The 16014-nt window shown below is 69.8% G+C and carries 13 protein-coding genes; 3 read left to right on the forward strand and 10 right to left on the reverse strand.

Annotated features, from left to right (window positions below; genetic code table 11):
* Positions 1-232: 232 nt before the first annotated feature.
* The 9 genes from BM060_RS20495 to BM060_RS20535 all read right to left on the reverse strand — a co-directional run bounded on the left by BM060_RS20495 (position 233) and on the right by BM060_RS20535 (position 11903).
* Positions 233-2743 carry a fused MFS/spermidine synthase gene (locus BM060_RS20495; protein WP_074982458.1) on the reverse strand — a complete coding sequence of 837 codons (2511 nt, stop codon included), beginning with the start codon at positions 2741-2743 and terminating at the stop codon, positions 233-235.
* Positions 2744-2867: 124 nt separating this feature from the next.
* Positions 2868-4442, reverse strand: a complete 1575-nt coding sequence (locus BM060_RS20500) for an arylsulfatase (protein WP_074982460.1) — start codon at positions 4440-4442, stop codon at positions 2868-2870.
* A 99-nt stretch (positions 4443-4541) separates the two neighbouring features.
* Positions 4542-5555, reverse strand: a complete 1014-nt coding sequence (locus BM060_RS20505; protein WP_135499993.1) for an HAD family hydrolase — start codon at positions 5553-5555, stop codon at positions 4542-4544.
* Positions 5556-5569: 14 nt separating this feature from the next.
* Positions 5570-6883, reverse strand: a complete 1314-nt coding sequence (locus BM060_RS20510) for a BatD family protein (RefSeq protein ID WP_074982465.1) — start codon at positions 6881-6883, stop codon at positions 5570-5572.
* Positions 6880-8466 carry a VWA domain-containing protein gene (locus tag BM060_RS20515; protein ID WP_074982467.1) on the reverse strand — a complete coding sequence of 529 codons (1587 nt, stop codon included), beginning with the start codon at positions 8464-8466 and terminating at the stop codon, positions 6880-6882. The genes BM060_RS20510 and BM060_RS20515 overlap by 4 nt, the downstream gene beginning before the upstream one ends.
* 1 nt (position 8467) lies before the next feature.
* The gene (locus BM060_RS20520) at positions 8468-9469 is read right to left on the reverse strand and encodes a vWA domain-containing protein (RefSeq protein ID WP_074982469.1); all 1002 of its coding nucleotides are present in this window, start codon (positions 9467-9469) and stop codon (positions 8468-8470) included.
* Positions 9456-9962, reverse strand: a complete 507-nt coding sequence (locus BM060_RS20525; RefSeq protein ID WP_074982470.1) for a DUF4381 domain-containing protein — start codon at positions 9960-9962, stop codon at positions 9456-9458. Before BM060_RS20525 ends, BM060_RS20520 begins: the two co-directional genes overlap by 14 nt.
* Positions 9959-10909: a DUF58 domain-containing protein gene (locus BM060_RS20530; RefSeq protein ID WP_074982471.1), complete on the reverse strand. Its 951-nt coding sequence runs from the start codon at positions 10907-10909 to the stop codon at positions 9959-9961. Before BM060_RS20530 ends, BM060_RS20525 begins: the two co-directional genes overlap by 4 nt.
* Positions 10910-10922: 13 nt before the next feature.
* Positions 10923-11903 (reverse strand): AAA family ATPase, encoded by a 981-nt coding sequence (locus BM060_RS20535; RefSeq protein ID WP_074982474.1) that lies wholly within the window; start codon positions 11901-11903, stop codon positions 10923-10925.
* Between the two features lie 290 nt (positions 11904-12193).
* On the opposite strand from BM060_RS20535, the gene BM060_RS20540 reads away from it, so the two are divergent.
* The 3 genes from BM060_RS20540 to BM060_RS20550 all read left to right on the forward strand — a co-directional run bounded on the left by BM060_RS20540 (position 12194) and on the right by BM060_RS20550 (position 15427).
* Positions 12194-13525: an OmpP1/FadL family transporter gene (locus BM060_RS20540; protein WP_083426804.1), complete on the forward strand. Its 1332-nt coding sequence runs from the start codon at positions 12194-12196 to the stop codon at positions 13523-13525.
* 65 nt (positions 13526-13590) lie between these two features.
* Positions 13591-14259 (forward strand): DUF3313 domain-containing protein, encoded by a 669-nt coding sequence (locus BM060_RS20545; RefSeq protein WP_074982477.1) that lies wholly within the window; start codon positions 13591-13593, stop codon positions 14257-14259.
* A gap of 142 nt (positions 14260-14401) precedes the next feature.
* Positions 14402-15427 (forward strand): AraC family transcriptional regulator, encoded by a 1026-nt coding sequence (locus tag BM060_RS20550; protein WP_074982478.1) that lies wholly within the window; start codon positions 14402-14404, stop codon positions 15425-15427.
* A 69-nt stretch (positions 15428-15496) separates the two neighbouring features.
* On the opposite strand, the gene BM060_RS20555 is transcribed toward BM060_RS20550, so the two are convergent.
* Complete coding sequence (locus BM060_RS20555) at positions 15497-16003, reverse strand: DUF3015 domain-containing protein (RefSeq protein ID WP_074982479.1); 507 nt, start codon at positions 16001-16003, stop codon at positions 15497-15499.
* Positions 16004-16014: the final 11 nt, after the last annotated feature.

Below are 16014 nucleotides of genomic sequence, written 5' to 3' on the forward strand. Positions count from 1 at the left end.
ACGACGGCTCTGGGGTCGCAGGAGCTGATGGCGGAGCCAGGGAGCTCGTGATTCCGCCTCGCGCCGAACGGTCCCCTCTCCCGCTTGCGGGGAGGGTTAGGGTGGGGGAGCGGAGTAAGGGTTGGCAGAGGTGTGTGAGTGAAGTCCGTAACCCTCACCCCAGCCCTCTCCCGGAGGGAGAGGGGGCCGTTCGAAGCCGCCGGCGAACCCGGAGTCATCCTGATGCTCCTGGCTACGGCGCACCAAGGAACCAGCGGTAATAGGGATTATCGCCGTCGTCGCGCACCACCTGGCGGGCGTCCCGCGCCCAGGCCTGGCGGTCGCCGCGGTAGGCGTGCAGGCTCAGGTCGTAGAAGCGCCGCAGGCGCGTCCAGTGGTCGTCCACCGCGGCGCGGAAGGATGGCTCGGCACCCTCCAGCGGTGGCGCGCGGCGCAGCGCCAGCAGCGCCGGCAGCACCCGGGTGATCTCCTTGGCGCGCACCCAGGGTGCGTACTCGATGCGCGGCTGGTCGTCGGTGACCGGTGGCGCGTCGCCGGCGAAGCTCTCCAGCCCGGCGCGGTCGGTCACCCAGGTGGCCAGCAGCGCTTCCGGTGAGTCCACGCCCACTTCGGCCAGGGCCGCGGAAACCTCCGGCTGGGCGAAGCGCTCGCGGATGCGCGGCACGTCCAGGCGCAGCGGCTGCAGCGAGCCCACCAGCAGCATCTCGTGGAACTCGGTGGTCCACAGCCAGGCATGGGGGAAGACGTCGATGAAGCTGCGCACCAGCGCGCGGCTGTCCTCTTCGTTCTGCGTCGGCAGCGGCAGCCACTGGGCGACGATGCCGCCCTGCTCCAGGCGGCTGGCGGCCAGCTGGTAGAAGTCCCGCGAGTACAGGTTGACCACGCCTGCGGCCGAGGGCGGCGGCGGCTCCAGGGTGATCATGTCGTAGTGCTCGGCGCTGCGCAGCAGCTCGCGGCGGCCGTCGCGCAGGCGGATCTCCAGGCGCGGGTCGTGGCGGGCGTCGAAGGTGCCCTTGAAGTGTGGCGCGGCGGCCAGCACCTCGGGCAGCAGCTCGGCCACCACCGGGTGCTGCAGGCCCTGGTAGCGCAGCATGGCGCCGGCGGTGATGCCGGTGCCGAAGCCGATCACCAGCGCCGAGCGCGGCTCGCCATCGTGCACCAGCAGCGGCAGCAGCGCCTGCAGGCGCATGTAGCGCAGCGAAGGCATGGCGTCGCCGGTGTTGGACACGCCCTGGATGTACAGGCGGCTGAAGCGGTTCTGCCCCCTGCCCTGCTCCACCACCGCCACGGTGCCGCCGCGGCCTTCCTCGTAGAAGGTGATCTGCCCGTGGCGCGCCGCCGGCATCAGTTCGGCCAGGTGCCGGGGCGAAGTGAGCGCGCCAACGGCCAGGGTGGCCGCCGCGACCAGCGCCACGCCCAGGCGCAGCCGCTTGCCCACGCCTTCGCCGCGCCACACCGCCAGCAGGCCGACGGCCGCGGCCAGCGCCGCGAGCAGCGCCAGGGTGCGCACCAGGCCCAGGCCGGGCACCAGCACGAAGCCGGTGAGCATCACGCCGAGGATGCCGCCGAGGGTGTTGAGCGCCACCACCCGGCCGACATCGCGGCCGACGTGGGCGCTGTCCACCGCCAGGCGCAGGGCCAGGGGGAAGGCGGCGCCCAGCAGGGTCGTCGGCAGGAACACCACGCACAGCGCGGCCACGGCGAAGCGCGCGCACATGCCGGCCAGCTCGCTGCCGCCCAGCCCCAGCACCAGTGCCTCGGCGCGGGTCTGCGCGCCCACCAGCCAGGCGCCCAGGCCGGCGACCTGGAGGATGGCCAGCAGCCCGGCGGCGGCGATCAGCAGGCCGAACAGCCCCCAGGGGTCGCGCAGGCGGTCGGCGCGCCGGGCGTACAGCGCGCTGCCCAGCACCAGGCCGCACAGGTAGGTGGCCAGCACCACGGCGAAGGCGAAGGCGCGGGTACTCATGAACTGCACGATGGATTGCGTCCACACCACTTCGTAGCCCAGGGCCACGCCACCGGCCACGCAGTACAGGGCGATGGCCAGGCGCGCGGCCGGGCGGCGCGGCGGCGCAACCTGCCCGGCGGGCGCGGCGGGTTCCACGGCTTCGCGGCGAGCGAGCAAGGCGCCGGCGGCGGCCAGCAGGTTGAAGCCGGCGGCGGCGCAGGCGCTGCCCAGCACGCCCAGGGCCGGCAGCAGCACGAAGGCGGCCAGCAGCGTGCCGGCGATGGCGCCGGCGGTATTGGCCGCGTACAGCCCGCCGCCGGCGCGGCCCAGCTGCCCTTCGACGGGCTTGAGCGCACGCACCAGCACCGGCAGCGTGCCGCCCATGAAGAAGGCCGGCAGCCCCACCAGGGCGAAGGGCAACAGCCAGGCCAGCAGGCCCAGGCTGGCCTCCAGGCGGGCGAAGGCCCCGGCGGCATGGGCCAGGGCGAAGGTGGCGCCTACGCCCAGCAGCGCCACCAGCAGTTCCAGGCCGGCATACAGGCGCACCGGCCGGCGCAGGCGGTCGGCCCAGCGGCCGAAGGCCAGGCCGCCCAGGGCCAGGCCGGCGAAGAAGGCGCTGATGGCGGTGGTGACGGCATACACCTCCACCCCCACCACCAGGGAAAGCTGTTTCACCCACAGCACCTGGAACACCAGGGCCGCGCCACCGGAAGCGAACATCAGCAGGGCCGGCAGCGCCATGGCCAGGTGCGCCCGCGGGCGGGCCTGTTCTGCTGCGCTGCGACGGGGGCTCATGCGGGACGGGCTGGCGGCTGAGGGCATCGGGACGGCCTTGTCGGACAGAGGAAGGCCCGCGACGGCGGAACCGTCGCGGGCCGGAGAACGGACGCCGCCGGAGCGGCGTCCACTGCCATGCGCACTACTTGGCGCCCTGTTTCATCTTCTCTTCGATCTTCTGGTCCACTGCCTTGCGTACCGCGTCGATGCTGAAGCTGGCCGGGCGCTGGCTCGGCGGGTACTCGACGAAGGTCTGCAGGAAGGCCGCGGCCTTGCGCTCACCCTGGAACAGCAGGTAGTCGTTCTTGGTCAGCCAGTCGTAGTACTGGTCGGAGACCACGTCCGCCCGCTCGTACGGGTCCATGCGCAGGTTGAACAGCTTGGGCACCCGCAGGCAGGTGAAGGGCTCGCTCCAGACGGCGAAGCCGCCAGGGGCGCGCTGCTCGCAGAACACCAGTTTCCAGTCGCCGAAGCGCATGGCCACCAGGTCGCCATCGTCGTTGAAGTAGTAGAACTCGTCGCGCGCGCCCTTGTCGGACTTGCCGGTCAGGTAGTCCAGCTGGTTGAAGCCGTCGAGGTGCACCTTGAAGTTCTTGCCGCCGATATTGGCGCCCTTGAGCAGGCGGTCCTTGATATCGGTGTCACCCACTGCGGCGAGCAGCGTCGGGAACCAGTCCATGCCGGAGAACATCTGGTTGGAGACGGTGCCCGGCTTGACGTGGTTCGGCCAGCGGATCATCGCCGGTACCCGGTAGGCGCCTTCCCAGTTGGAGTTCTTCTCGTTGCGGAACGGGGTGGTCGCCGCGTCCGGCCAGGAGAACTGGTTCGGCCCGTTGTCGGTGGTGTAGACGACGATGGTGTTGTCGGTGATCTTCAGGTCATCCAGGGCCTTGAGCAGTTTGCCGACGTCGCCGTCGTGCTCGACCATGCCGTCGGCGTACTCGTTGCCGAGCATGCCGCTCTGGCCTTTCATCGAATCACGCACGTGGGTGAACAGGTGCATGCGCGTGGTGTTCATCCAGACGAAGAACGGCTTGTCGGCCTTCACCTGCTTGTCCATGAAGTTGATGGCGGCCTGGGTGGTGTCGTCGTCGATGGTCTCCATGCGCTTGCTGTTCAGCGGGCCGGTGTCCTCGATCTTGCCGTCGGCCGTGGAGTGGATCACCCCGCGCGGCGTGGCGGCCTTGGTGAAGGCCTCGTCGTCCTTCGGCCAGTACGGGCGCTCGGGCTCTTCCTCGGCGTTCAGGTGGTACAGGTTGCCGAAGAACTCGTCGAAGCCGTGCTTGGTCGGCAGGTACTCGTCGCGGTCGCCCAGGTGGTTCTTGCCGAACTGGCCGGTGGCGTAGCCCTGGGCCTTGAGCGCCTGGGCGATGGTGATGTCGCGGTCCTGCAGGCCCACCGGCACGCCGGGCATGCCCACCTTGGACAGGCCGGTGCGCAGGGCCGACTGGCCGGTGATGAAGGTGGAACGGCCGGCGGTGCAACTGTTCTCCGCGTAGTAGTCGGTGAACATCATGCCTTCGTGGGCGATACGGTCGATGTTCGGCGTCTTGTAGCCGACCACGCCGAAGGAATAGGCGCTGATGTTGGTCTGGCCGATATCGTCGCCGAAGATCACCAGGATGTTCGGCTTGTCAGCGGCGCTGGCGAGCGAACATCCGACTATCGCCGTCGCCGCCAGGGCGAACTGCGACAACCATCTTCCCGTGCGTTTCATGTAGGTGTTACTCCCTTCCGGTTTGCTTGTCGTGAGCCACGACTACGTTCACCGGGAGCGCCGACTGACTGGCTGGCGCCCCTCGTGCTCCTGCGGTTCTCAGTTGTTTCCCGCTTGCTGTTCGAACGGGTAGACCCGTTTCCACTCCTTCGCCATGTCCACCACCGTCCAACCCTTGGCGGTGGCTTCGTCGAGCGCCTTGTCCAGGCGGCCGACCTTGCTCTGCCGGTCATAGGCCCATTCGCGCTCTGCGTCGGTGTGGTGCACCAGGCCGGCGAAGCGCAGGCCTTCGCCCGCGGTGGTCCACTGCAGCATCTGCAGGTCGCCGTCGGAGTTGCCGAAGGCGAGGATCGGCCGGCGGCCGATGATGGCGTCGATGCTTTCCGGCTTGCCGGCGCCGTCGTCGTTGTGGGTGAGCTTGGGCAGGCGCTGGATCGACAGCGCGCCCTCTTCGTCCTGGAAGCGGGTGGCGAAGGTGGTGCCGATCACCTGCTCCGGCGGAATGCCATAGACCTCCTCGGCGAAGGCGCGCATGAAGGCCACTTCGCCGCCGGAAACGATGTAGGTCTTGAAGCCGTGCTCGCGCAGGTAGCCCAGCAGCTCCAGCATCGGCTGGTAGACCATCTCGGTGTAGGGCTTGCCGCTGCGCGGGTGCCTGGCGCTGGCCAGCCAGCGCTGGGCGTTGGCGGTGAAGGCCTCGGTGCTCATGTTGGTATGGGTGGCCAGGACGATTTCCAGCAGGCCGCGCATGCCGGTTTCCGCCAGCGCCTTCTGGTCATCCTCCAGCACCGCCTTGAACGGCATCTGCGTCTTCCACTCCGGGTGCTGCGGCGCCATGCGCTTCACCTCGGCCAGGGCGAACAGCACCTGGAAGTACATCGGCTGCTCGCTCCACAGGGTGCCGTCGTTGTCGAACACGGCGATGCGCTCGGCCGGCGCCACGTAGCCCTTGTCGCCCTCGGTCGTGACCGCCTCGACGAACTTCACGATGGCCTGCCGCGAAGGCCCGTCGTTCCACGACGGCAGCACCTCCGCCGCCTGGGCCAGCAACGGCAGGCAGAGCAGCAGGGCGAAGATCCAGCGCAGGCTGGGCAGTGTGCGTTGTGGGTACATGGGACGTCCTTGCTTCATGGGTTCAACGGCTTGAGGCTGCAGCGCGCCGGTGGCGGGCTGTCGTGTTCGGCGACGGCCTTCGGCAGCCCGGGCAGGGCCTCGAGCAACTGCGCCGAAGTGTCTGCGCGGTGTTCGCGTCCATAGCGAGTTCTGAAAAACGCTAGCAAATAATTGACAGTCGGTTCGGGCAATTGCCCAAAGGCGCTGCTCATTTCGCGACATCCCGTGCGCCGGCGCAGCCACAGGTACAGCGCCCCCAGTTGCGGCGGCGAGCCCGCCAGCTGCGGGCGCACCTGGCGCCAGGCGTATTCGGGCGAAGCCAGCCAGGCCTCGCGGCGGTGCTGGCGCCAGGCGCGCCACTGGCCGACCAGCGGCGCGCCCCAGGTGTTCGCGGCCCAGGCCAGGGCCGCCAGCAGCACCAGGGCGAGGCCGACCACCAGCCAGTGCCCGGCGATGTGCAGCTGGGCCCGCTGGCCCAGGCGGCGCAGGTCCTCGGTGATGGAGAACGGCGCCTGGTAGCCGGCCTCGCCCTTGGCCTCCAGCGCCAGGGCCGGCAGCGTGGCGGTGTGCTGCTCGCCCGTGCTGGCGTCCCACCAGTGCAGCTCGATGGCCGGCAGGCTGTAGTGCCCGGCCTCGCTCACCACGTAGGTCGCCGCATCCTCGCGCTGGCCGCCATCCACGCCGCCACGGCCATCGCCCAGGGGCCCCACGCTGGGCGACTGCACATAGCGCTTGAGGCCGTCCACCTCGGCGAACACCGGCGCCGGGATGAGCATCGCCTGGGCCCCTTCGGCCTGCACGCGCAGGCGCCGGGTGACGCTGTCGCCCACCCGCAGCGGCTTGTGCGAAAGCTCCAGCGCCTGGCTGAAGGTCAGTTGCCGGGCCACCAGGCGCTGCCCCGCGGCCTCCCCGCCGGCGGGCTCGCGGGCAGTGAAATGCAGGGCCTGGGTGCTCACCGTCTGCGGCCCGCTGCCCTGCCCCGGCTGCACCTGGATGGCCAGGGCGGGAATGTCGAAGGCGCGGGCCTGCTGCGGGGTGATCTGGTAGCTGTAGCGCAGGCCGAAGAACGGCTTGCCGTCGATCTGCTCGTTCAGGTGCGTGGCCTCGCCGCTGGGCACCGAGACCACCGCGCCGTCCAGCGTCAACTTGGGCAACTGCGGCGCGGCGCTGAACCAGGTGTCCACCAGCACGTCCACCTGCAGATCGAGGGTGCCGCCCACCAGCACCGAATCGCCCGGCAGCAACTGGCTGCGCACCTTCACCACGGGGTCGTCGGCCAGGGCCGGCAGCGACAGGGCCAGCAGCAGGCACAGCAACAGGCGCTTCATGGGCTGGCCTCCGTGGCCGGGGCGTGGGCGGCGTCCTGCAGCAGGAACTTGCGCTTGAGGAAGCGCGCCGGCGAGGTGGTCAGGTTGCTCAGCCACTGCTCGTCGGAGCTGGCCTGGCCGGTCTGGCTGGGCACCGTCTTGCCCTTGCCGGCGGTGTTGTCGAACACCTCCTTGTCGGCCTTCTCGTCCGGCGGTCCGGCCTCCTGCTGGGCGTCGTGGTCCTTCTGCAGGGCCTCGGCCAGGGCCAGGTTGGCCTGCGCCTCGGGGAACTGCGGCTGGCGCGCCAGGGCCTGGCGATAGGCGGCGATGGCCTGCTCGAACCTGGACAGGTGCACGTAGGTGTTGCCCAGGTAGAAGTACGCCGGCGCCGTGTCCAGCCGGGCGAAGGTGGCCAGGGCCAGTTGGTAGTCCGCCGCGCGGTAGGCGGCGATGCCCTTCCAGTAGGTGTCCTGGAAGTGCGCCGCGGCCTGCGGGTAATGCTCGTGCTCGAAGGCCCAGCGGCCCTGCTGGTCGGCCGTGAAGAAGGCGTCCGCCAGCGGCCCCGCGTGGGCCGGCGGCGCCGCCCAGCCCAGGCCCAGGGCCAGCAGCGCCGCGCCCATCCAGTGCACCTGCCAGCCCTTGCGGATGCCCAGCAGCGCCAGCACCAGCAACGGCCAGCACAGCCAGTAGCCGGCATCCTTCCAGTGCAGCTCGCGGCCGTCGTCCTGGGCCGCCTGGAAGTGCTGCTGGGCGTGCAGCTCGATCCAGTCCAGGTCGTCGTCGTTCAGCGTCAGGCTGCCCAGGGGCGCGTCGGCGGCGTCGGCCAGGCCCTTCAGGCCCTCGGCGTCGAAGCGCGCCAGCAGCGGCCGGCCCTCGGCGTCTTCCTGTCCGCCCTTGAGCAGGCCGCCGTCCTGGCTGCCCACGGCCAGCACCAGCACCTGCAGTTCGCTGTCCTGCAGGGCCTTGCCGATGGCCGCGAACTGCTCGCGGTCGGCGCCGTCGGTGACCAGCACCAGGGTGCCCGGCGCCTGCTCGGCGGCCAGCAGGCGCTTGGCCACCTCGATGGCGCCCAGGGCGTCCTTGCCCTGGCGCTCGATCAGGTTGCTGGCCAGGGCCTGGAGGAAGCTGTCCAGCAGCGCCGGGTCCTCGGTGGCCGGCAGCACCAGGTGCGCGCTGCCGGCGTAGGCCAGCAGCGCGGTGCGGCTGCCGGCGCGGCGCTGGATGAGGTCGTGCAGCTTGTCCTTGGCCGCCTCCAGGCGCGAGGGCGGCACGTCGTCGGCGTCCATCGAGGGCGACAGGTCCAGGGCCAGGATCAGCGGCGCGCGGTTGTCGAGGAAGGCCGGGCGGTCCTGCTCCCAAGTCGGCCCGGCGGCGGCGATGCCGCCCAGCACCAGCAAGGCGCCGAGCAGGTGCACCGGGCGCAGGCGCTGGTTGTCCTGCGGGGTGATCACCAGGTGCTGCAGCAGGTGCGGGGCGATGATGCCGTCCAGGCGCCGCACCAGGTCGTGGCGGCGCGTCCACAGCAGCGGCAGGAGCACGCCCGGCAGCAGCGTCAGCAGCCACAGCGGGCGCAGGAAGTGGAAGGCGGCGAGGTCGATGTCCATCTCAACCCTCCGCCTGCGCCTGGCGCCGGCCCGGCGTACTGACACGCCCGGCCAGGGCCGCCAGGCCGTGGGCCAGCAGCAGGGCCAGCAGCGCGGCGCCCAGGGGCAGCCAGAACAGGTCGCGCTTGGGCTGGTGGCTGAAGGTCTTCACCTTGTGCGGGGTGATCCGGTCGAGGGTCGCATACACCTGCTGCAGGGCGCCGCTGTCGCCGGCGCGGAAGAAACGCCCGCCGGTGGTCTGGGCGATGCCGCGCAGGCTGTCCAGGTCCACCTTGGCCTCGCCGCTGGCGGCGGGGTCGCCGATGCCGATGGTGTGCACCACGATGCCGCGCTCGCGGGCCATGGCCGCCGCGTGGTCCGGAGTGATGGCGCTGGCGGTGTCGTTGCCGTCGGTGAGCAGGATCAGCACTTTTTCCTGCTCCTTGGCGTCGGCCAGCAGCTTGATGGTCAGGCCGATGGCGTCGCCCAGCGCGGTGTTCGGCCCGGCCATGCCGATGCCCACTTCGTCCAGCAGCGTCGACAGGCTGGCGTGGTCCAGCGTCGGCGGGGCCTGGGGGAAGGCGCCGGTGCCGAAGACGATCAGGCCGATGCGGTCGTCCTTGCGCTTGGCGATGAAGTCGCGCACCACGCTCTTCACCGCGGTCAGGCGGTCCACCTTCTGCCCGCCCGAGTCGGTGTAGTCGCGGGTTTCCATGGACTGGGAGATGTCCAGCGCCAGCATCAGGTCGCGGATCGGCCGCTCCTTCTCGATGGGCTTCTCCACCAGCACCGGGCGCGCGCAGGCGGCCACCAGCAGGGCCCACACCAGCAGGTTGAGCGCCAGTTGCCAGCGCCCGCCGCCGGCCTTGCCATTGCCCGGCGCCTGGCCGGTGGCGCGGCTCATGGCGGCGAAGAATGGCACGCGCAGGGCGCTGCGCGACTCGTGGTAGGCGCGCAGGTAGCGGTACACCAGCCAGGGCAGCGGCAGCAGGAACAGCAGCCAGGGGTAGTCAAACTGCCACATGGTGGGCCTCGATCCAGTGCCGGCAGGCCGCCAGCAATGCCTGTACGTCGCCGTCGGCCAGCGCCTGCAGGCGCTCCGCCGGGGCATAGGCCAGCAGCGCCAGGCGCTGCGCCAGGTCCGCCGGCAAGGGAGTGGCGCTGCGCCGCTGCAGGAACGTCTGCCACTGCTCCCCGCCCAGCCGCGCCGCGGCCTCGCCCCCGGGCAGCGACAGGGCCACGCGCTTGAGCAGCTGCGGCAGTTCGCGCAGGGCGCCCAGGCGGCGCTGCGGGTCGTCCAGGGCGGCGCTCAATGCTTCCAGCAGCGCCAGGGCCTCGCGCCGGTAGCGGTCGCGCCGCCAGCGCAGGTAGCGCCAGATGCCCCAGGCCACCAGCAGCGCCAGCAACACCAGCGCCAGCACCAGCCAGCCCCAGGTCTGCGGCCAGTAGCCGGTGGCCGGCGGCGGCAGGGCCAGCTCCTGCAGCTGGTCGATGCTCGGTACCGCGGCGAGGCTCATCGCGGCACGCCCGATAGCCGGCCCAGCTCGCCGCGCAATTGCTCCAGGCTCTCGCGGCCGGTGCTGAACATCATCAACGGCACCTGGCTGCGGCGCAGCAACGTGGCCACGTCCTTCAGGCGCCCGGAAAGGAACTCGCCCAGGGGCCGGTGCACCTGGCGCCGCCCCACTTCCAGCTCCACCTGCAGCTCGCCCTGGGTCACGGTGACGCGGCCGCGGTCGGGAATCTTCAGGGCGATGGGGTCGAACACCTGCAGCGCCAGCACGTCGTTGTGCGCGCCCAGCTGGCGCAGCAGCTGCAGGGTCTGCGGGCCGACGCCGGCGAAGTCGCTGATGATCACGATCAGCGCGTCGTGCCCGGCCACCGCCAGGCATTCGCGCAGCACCCGGTCGAGCTGCCCCGGCGACTCGTCGTCGGTGCGTGTCGCGTGAAGCGAATGGTTGTGGCGGATCACCGCCGAGCACAGCGCCTCGACCCGCGCGCGGCTGCGCAGCGGGCGCACATAGTCGATGCGCTGGTCGCCGAACACCAGCCCGCCCACCCGGTCGCCGGCGTGGAAGGCCATCCAGGCGCCGATGGCCGCCAGCTCCGCCGCGGTCACCGACTTGAAGTAGCGCCGCGAGCCGAAATACATGCTCATGCGCTGGTCCACCAGCAGCAGCGTCGGGCGGTCGCGCTCCTCGGTGTAGCTGCGCACGAAGGGCTTGCCGTAGCGCAGCGAGGCGCGCCAGTCGAGGTGCCGCAGGTCGTCCCCGGGGCTGTACTGGCGCAGCTCGTCGAAGCTCAGCCCGCGGCCGCGCAGGCGCGCCGCATGGTTGCCGGAAAGCACGCTGGACAGCGGCTGCCGCGACAGGAAACTGAGCCCGCGCACCTGGTGCTCCAGCAGCATCAGTTGCTCCAGCGAGGCATAGACGAAGCCGTCGGCGACGGGTGTTGCAGGGGCCATGGCTACCCTCCCCTCAGGCCGGTACCGCGACCTTGTCGAGCAGGCGGTCGACCACCTGCTCGGCGCTCACGCCATCGGCCACGGCGTCGTAGGACAGCAGCAGGCGGTGGCGCAGCACCGGGTGCAGCACGGCGCGCACGTCATCGGGCGAAACGTAGTCGCTGCCGGCCAGCCAAGCGTGGGCACGCGCCACCCGGTCCAGGCTGATGCCCCCGCGCGGGCTGGCGCCCACCTTGATCCAGCGCGCCAGGTCGGCGTCGTAGTCGGCCGGGCGGCGGGTGGCGTTGATCAGGTCGATCAGGTAGCGGTCGATGGCCTCGGCCACGTGCACCTGGCCGACCTCGCGGCGGGCGGCGAAGATCGCCTCCTGGGCCAGCGGCGCCGGGGCCTCGGCGGGCGCGCCGGCTTGCTGGCGCTGCTCCTCGGCGCGCACCAGGCGCAGCACCTGGGTCTCGTCCTCGACCTTGGGATAGTCGATCAGCAGCTTCATCAGGAAGCGGTCCATCTGCGCCTCGGGCAGCGGGTAGGTGCCCTCCTGCTCGATGGGGTTCTGCGTGGCCAGCACCATGAACAGCCCGGGCATGGCGTGGGTCTGCCCGGCCACGGTGATCTGGCGCTCCTCCATGGCCTCCAGCAGCGCCGCCTGGACCTTGGCCGGGGCGCGGTTGATCTCGTCGGCGAGGATCACGTTGCCGAACAGCGGGCCGGGCTGGAACTTCAGCTGGTTGCCGCTTTCGGTCTGCTGCAGGATCTCGCCGCCGGTGATGTCCGAGGGCAGCAGGTCGGGGGTGAACTGGATGCGGCTCATGCGCGCGTCCAGGTTCTTCGACAGGGCCTTGACCGTGCGCGTCTTGGCCAGGCCCGGCAGGCTTTCCAGCAGCACATGGCCGTTGGCCAGCAGGCCCAGCATGATATTGCGGATGGTCTGTTCCTGGCCCAGAACCTGCGCACCGACGCTGGCTTCCAGATTGGCGATCTGCTCACGTGTGGTCACTGTCGTTTTCCTTGTTCCGGCCGTCGCGTCGTATTCGTTTCCCTGCGGCGGGCGCGCCATGCCTGGCGCTTTGCCATTCCACTGCGCTGGCGCAGGGATGCCGTAACTCTAGTCCGCGGTTCGGCCGACGCCACGGGAAAACCGGCAATGTCGTGTAATGAGCATCCCCCGACGAACCGCAGAGTCGGCGAGATTGCGCAACCGCTGTCAGTATCTAGGCTGGACAGTGTCACCACACTCCCCCGAAGGGGTGGTTCACCTGCACGGCAGGTAGTAATCCCCGTGCCTGCATGACCGATAACGAGCAAAAGGAAGCGCTGCCAGTGGCGAGCAACAACCTCCGTCGTCTGCATTTGCACCCAGCCATACTGGCAGGTGCACTGGGGCTGGCCGCCGGCAATGCCTGGGCGGCCGATGCGCTGATCTACGAAGTGGGCCAGGAAGGCACGGGCCTGGCCAACGCCGGCTCGGCGGCGCTGGCCCGCGACCCCAGCGTGCTGATGAGCAACCCGGCGGGCATCGCCGCGCTGGCCGGCACCCAGATCAACGCCAACGGCCAGGTGCTGCTGGGGCACTACAAGTTCTCCCGCGACGATGCCAACCAGTTCGACGGCAACGAAGGCGGCAACGGCCTCAAATACCTGCCCGGCGCCAGCTTCTTCGTCAGCCACCGCATCGACGAGCGCAACGCCATCGGCTTTGGCATCTACGGCAACTTCGGCCTGGCGGTGGACTATGACGACGACTGGGCCGGCCGCTACTTCACCCAGGAGGCGTCGCTGCTCAGCGTGTCCTTCCAGCCGACCCTGGCGCACAAGTTCACCGACAAGCTCTCCGTCGGCATCGGCCCGCGCCTGGTGTACGGCTACTACCGCACCGAAGTCGCGGTCAACAACAGCCTGCTCGGCCTCATCGACCGCCCCGACGGCCAGCTGGAATACAAGGACACCGACGTCGGCACCGGCTTCAACATCGGCCTGCTCTACGAGCTGAACGAGCGCACCCGCGTCGGCCTGGCCTACACCAGCAAGGTCAAGCTGGAGTTCAAGGACCGCCCGGACCTGGACGGCATCAACAACCCGTTGCTCAACGCTGCCCTGAACCGGCTGAACGTGGACAAGCTGGAACTGGACCTGAACATCCCGCAGACCGCCCTGCTCAGCCTTGCCTACGACCTCGACCCGCAATGGACGCTGCTGGGCAGCCTGGGTTGGCAGGACTGGAGCGACTTCGGCAACATCGGCGTGGAAGTCGATGCCAACGCCGGCGGCGTCAGCCGCACCGTCGACCGCAACTACAAGGACTCCTGGAACGCCTCCGTCGGCGCGCAGTACCAGGCCACGCCGAAGCTGCGCTGGAGCATGGGCCTGGGCTACGACAGCCCCATGGTGGACGACAGCGACCGCACCGTGGACAACCCCGCCGGCGCCGTCTGGCGCCTCGCCACGGGCATCAACTACGACCTGGGCGACGGCATGGACGTGCACTTCGCCTACACTCTGATGTGGCTCGGGGACATGGACGTCGAACAGACCAAGTCACGCTCCGGGACCACCCTCTCCGGCACCTACAAGAATGCCGCACTGCATGCCCTGGCCGGGGGCGTCACCTGGCGCTACTAGCGGCCAGCCCCGGTCATGTACCCGATTCCCCTACCCCGTCATTACCGTCCACAAGGAGCAACTCGATGAAGTTGAAATCGTTAGCGGTATCCGTGTGCCTGGCGTCCCTGGTGCTCTCCGGCTGCGCGAGCAAATACGTCGAACCCGAGCAGTACTCCGGTTTCCTCAAGAACTACAGCGTGCTGAAGGAAGAAAAATCGCCCTCCGGCGCTCCGGTCATGCGCTGGATCCAGCCCGGCATCGACGTCAACCGCTTCAGCAGCGTGTACGTCGAGCCGAGCCAGCTCTACCCGCAACCGCAGCCCACCGAGAAGATCCCGCAGAGCACCCTGCAGGGCATCACCAGCTACTACGACCAGGCCCTGCAGACGCAATTCGCCAAGGCCCTGCCGCTGGCCAGCGGCCCCGGCCCGGGCGTGCTGGTGGTGCGCCCGGCGATCACCGGGGTGAGCGCCTCGACCAAGGGCCTGCAGCCCTACGAGGTGATCCCCATCGCCCTGGTGGCCGCCGGCGTCAGCGCCGCCACCGGCATCCGCGACCAGGACACCAGCATCGCCACCGAGGCGGCCTTCCTCGACGGCGGCAGCAACGAGGTGGTGGCCGAGGTGGTGCGCAAGGGCGCCGGCACCGAGCTGGACAACTCCTCCCAGGTGATGAAGGCCTCGGACGCCCGCGCGGTGCTCGATGGCTGGGCCTCGGACATGGTCAAGTCGTACCAGGCACTGAAGAAGTGACACCTTGCCGCCCGGCGCCTTCGCGGCGCCGGGTGGTTCTCCGCCCCCCCTTCCGCAAACGACAGCTCATCGCCCCGGCGTGCAGGCGCCGCCTCCGCGGCCATACTCACGAACAACCCACTCGCTACACACAAGAACAGCCATGGATAGCATTCGCGGTACTGCCTTTCTCAAATTCGGCGAACTGGTCGCCGAGCGCGGCGCCTGCGTGCGCGACTTTCTCGCCCCTTATCGCATCGGCCTGGACGTGGTCGGCAGCTTCGACAAACAACTGCCCTACAAGAGCCTGGTGCAGATCTTCGAGGGCAGCGCCCAGGCCCTCCAGTTGCCGCACTTCGGCCTGGAGCTGGCCACCCGCCAGGGTTTCGCGCTGGCCGGTCCGCTGCAGCAACTGGCCCACTCCGCGCCCACGGTGGGCGATGCGCTGGTGGCGGTGATCCGCTACATGAGCGTCTACAGCCCCTCGATCCTGTTCCGCCTGGAGCGCCGCCCCAACCAGGCGCTGCTGTACTTCGACAACGCTCTGCCCAGCAACACCGAAACGCCGCAGATCGTGGAGAAATCGGTGCTGCACGGCAAACTGCTGATCAGCGAGCTGACCGGCCGCCCGTGGCAGCCCAAGGCCGTGATGTTCCGCCACCAGGCCCTCGGCGAAATGGCGACCTATCGCGACTACTTCGGCTGCTCCGCACTGTTCGGCCAGGACCACAACGCCCTGGTCATGCCCGTGGAGGTCCTGCAGCGCGCCTGCCTCCACCACGACGCCACCCTGCACGCCATCGTGCGCTTCTACCTAGAGGCCCATGGCGACGTCGACGACGACCTGGGTGCGAAGGTGGCGCACAAGATCCAGACGCTGCTGCCGAGCCACCGCTGCAACCTGGAACAGGTCGCGTACTCCCTCGGCCTGCATCCCAGGACGCTGCAGCGGCGCCTATCCGACAACGGCGTCGACTTCGAGCAACACCTGGAGCGCATCCGCCGCCGCCAGGCCACACAGATGCTGCGCCACACCACCCTGGGCGTGGCGCAGATCGCCGGCGAACTGGGCTACCGGCGCACCACCTCGTTCTGCCGCGCGCACCAGCGCTGGTTCGACATGACACCCCTGGAGCATCGGCGCCTGCACGGCGACCCCGGCGTCGTGCAGATGGCAACCGGCGAGTAGCGCCACCACGGCCCCGGCCGGATGAACGAAAAATGCCCTCCGAAGAGGGCATTTTTCGTTGCGGACGCGTCAGGCCGGCTGGCGGGCGTAGCGGGCCAGCACATTGTCGCGGCTCATCACCGCCAGGGTGTTGGCGTAGACCTGCTCGCCGGTGGTGTCCTTGCTGGCGAAGATCTCGCCGAAGTGCTGCCGGGTGACCTGGGCGAAGTGGGCGCGGTCCTGGGGCTGCACGCCCAGCAGGGTGGCGTAGGCGTCCAGCGCCTCGCCGTGGCCCTTGGCCATGTCCTCGGCGATGTTGTCGAGCATGCCGTTCATGGCGAAGATCGAACGGCCGCCGTAGCCCAGGCGCGCATCGGAGTTGCAGCCGTTGGTGCCGGAGGTCAGGCCGAAGGTGGCGTTGCCCGAAGTGCCGTTGGTGGTGGTCGCCAGCAGGTGCGGGAACAGCCCGCGCTGCCCTTCGAACACCATGTTGCCCCAGCCGCAGCCGTTGCCCCCGGCCTCATCGGCCTGGGCCAGCAGGCTGGCGGCGCTCAGTACGGCGAAGATCGCGCTCTTGGTCAACAGTTGACTTCTCATGGGATCGGTCC

This window comes from Pseudomonas citronellolis (assembly GCF_900112375.1).
In the GTDB taxonomy this organism is placed as follows: domain Bacteria; phylum Pseudomonadota; class Gammaproteobacteria; order Pseudomonadales; family Pseudomonadaceae; genus Pseudomonas; species Pseudomonas citronellolis.

Coding starts and splice junctions, on each gene's coding strand:
- BM060_RS20510 (WP_074982465.1), bottom strand. CDS start 6,883: ATGAAGCGCCTGTTGCTGTGCCTGCTGCTGGCCCTGTCGCTGCCGGCC.
- BM060_RS20530 (WP_074982471.1), bottom strand. CDS start 10,909: ATGGCCCCTGCAACACCCGTCGCCGACGGCTTCGTCTATGCCTCGCTG.
- BM060_RS20520 (WP_074982469.1), bottom strand. CDS start 9,469: ATGTGGCAGTTTGACTACCCCTGGCTGCTGTTCCTGCTGCCGCTGCCC.
- BM060_RS20500 (WP_074982460.1), bottom strand. CDS start 4,442: ATGAAACGCACGGGAAGATGGTTGTCGCAGTTCGCCCTGGCGGCGACG.
- BM060_RS20495 (WP_074982458.1), bottom strand. CDS start 2,743: ATGAGCCCCCGTCGCAGCGCAGCAGAACAGGCCCGCCCGCGGGCGCAC.
- BM060_RS20515 (WP_074982467.1), bottom strand. CDS start 8,466: ATGGACATCGACCTCGCCGCCTTCCACTTCCTGCGCCCGCTGTGGCTG.
- BM060_RS20550 (WP_074982478.1), top strand. CDS start 14,402: ATGGATAGCATTCGCGGTACTGCCTTTCTCAAATTCGGCGAACTGGTC.
- BM060_RS20540 (WP_083426804.1), top strand. CDS start 12,194: ATGACCGATAACGAGCAAAAGGAAGCGCTGCCAGTGGCGAGCAACAAC.
- BM060_RS20555 (WP_074982479.1), bottom strand. CDS start 16,003: ATGAGAAGTCAACTGTTGACCAAGAGCGCGATCTTCGCCGTACTGAGC.
- BM060_RS20545 (WP_074982477.1), top strand. CDS start 13,591: ATGAAGTTGAAATCGTTAGCGGTATCCGTGTGCCTGGCGTCCCTGGTG.
- BM060_RS20525 (WP_074982470.1), bottom strand. CDS start 9,962: ATGAGCCTCGCCGCGGTACCGAGCATCGACCAGCTGCAGGAGCTGGCC.
- BM060_RS20505 (WP_135499993.1), bottom strand. CDS start 5,555: ATGTACCCACAACGCACACTGCCCAGCCTGCGCTGGATCTTCGCCCTG.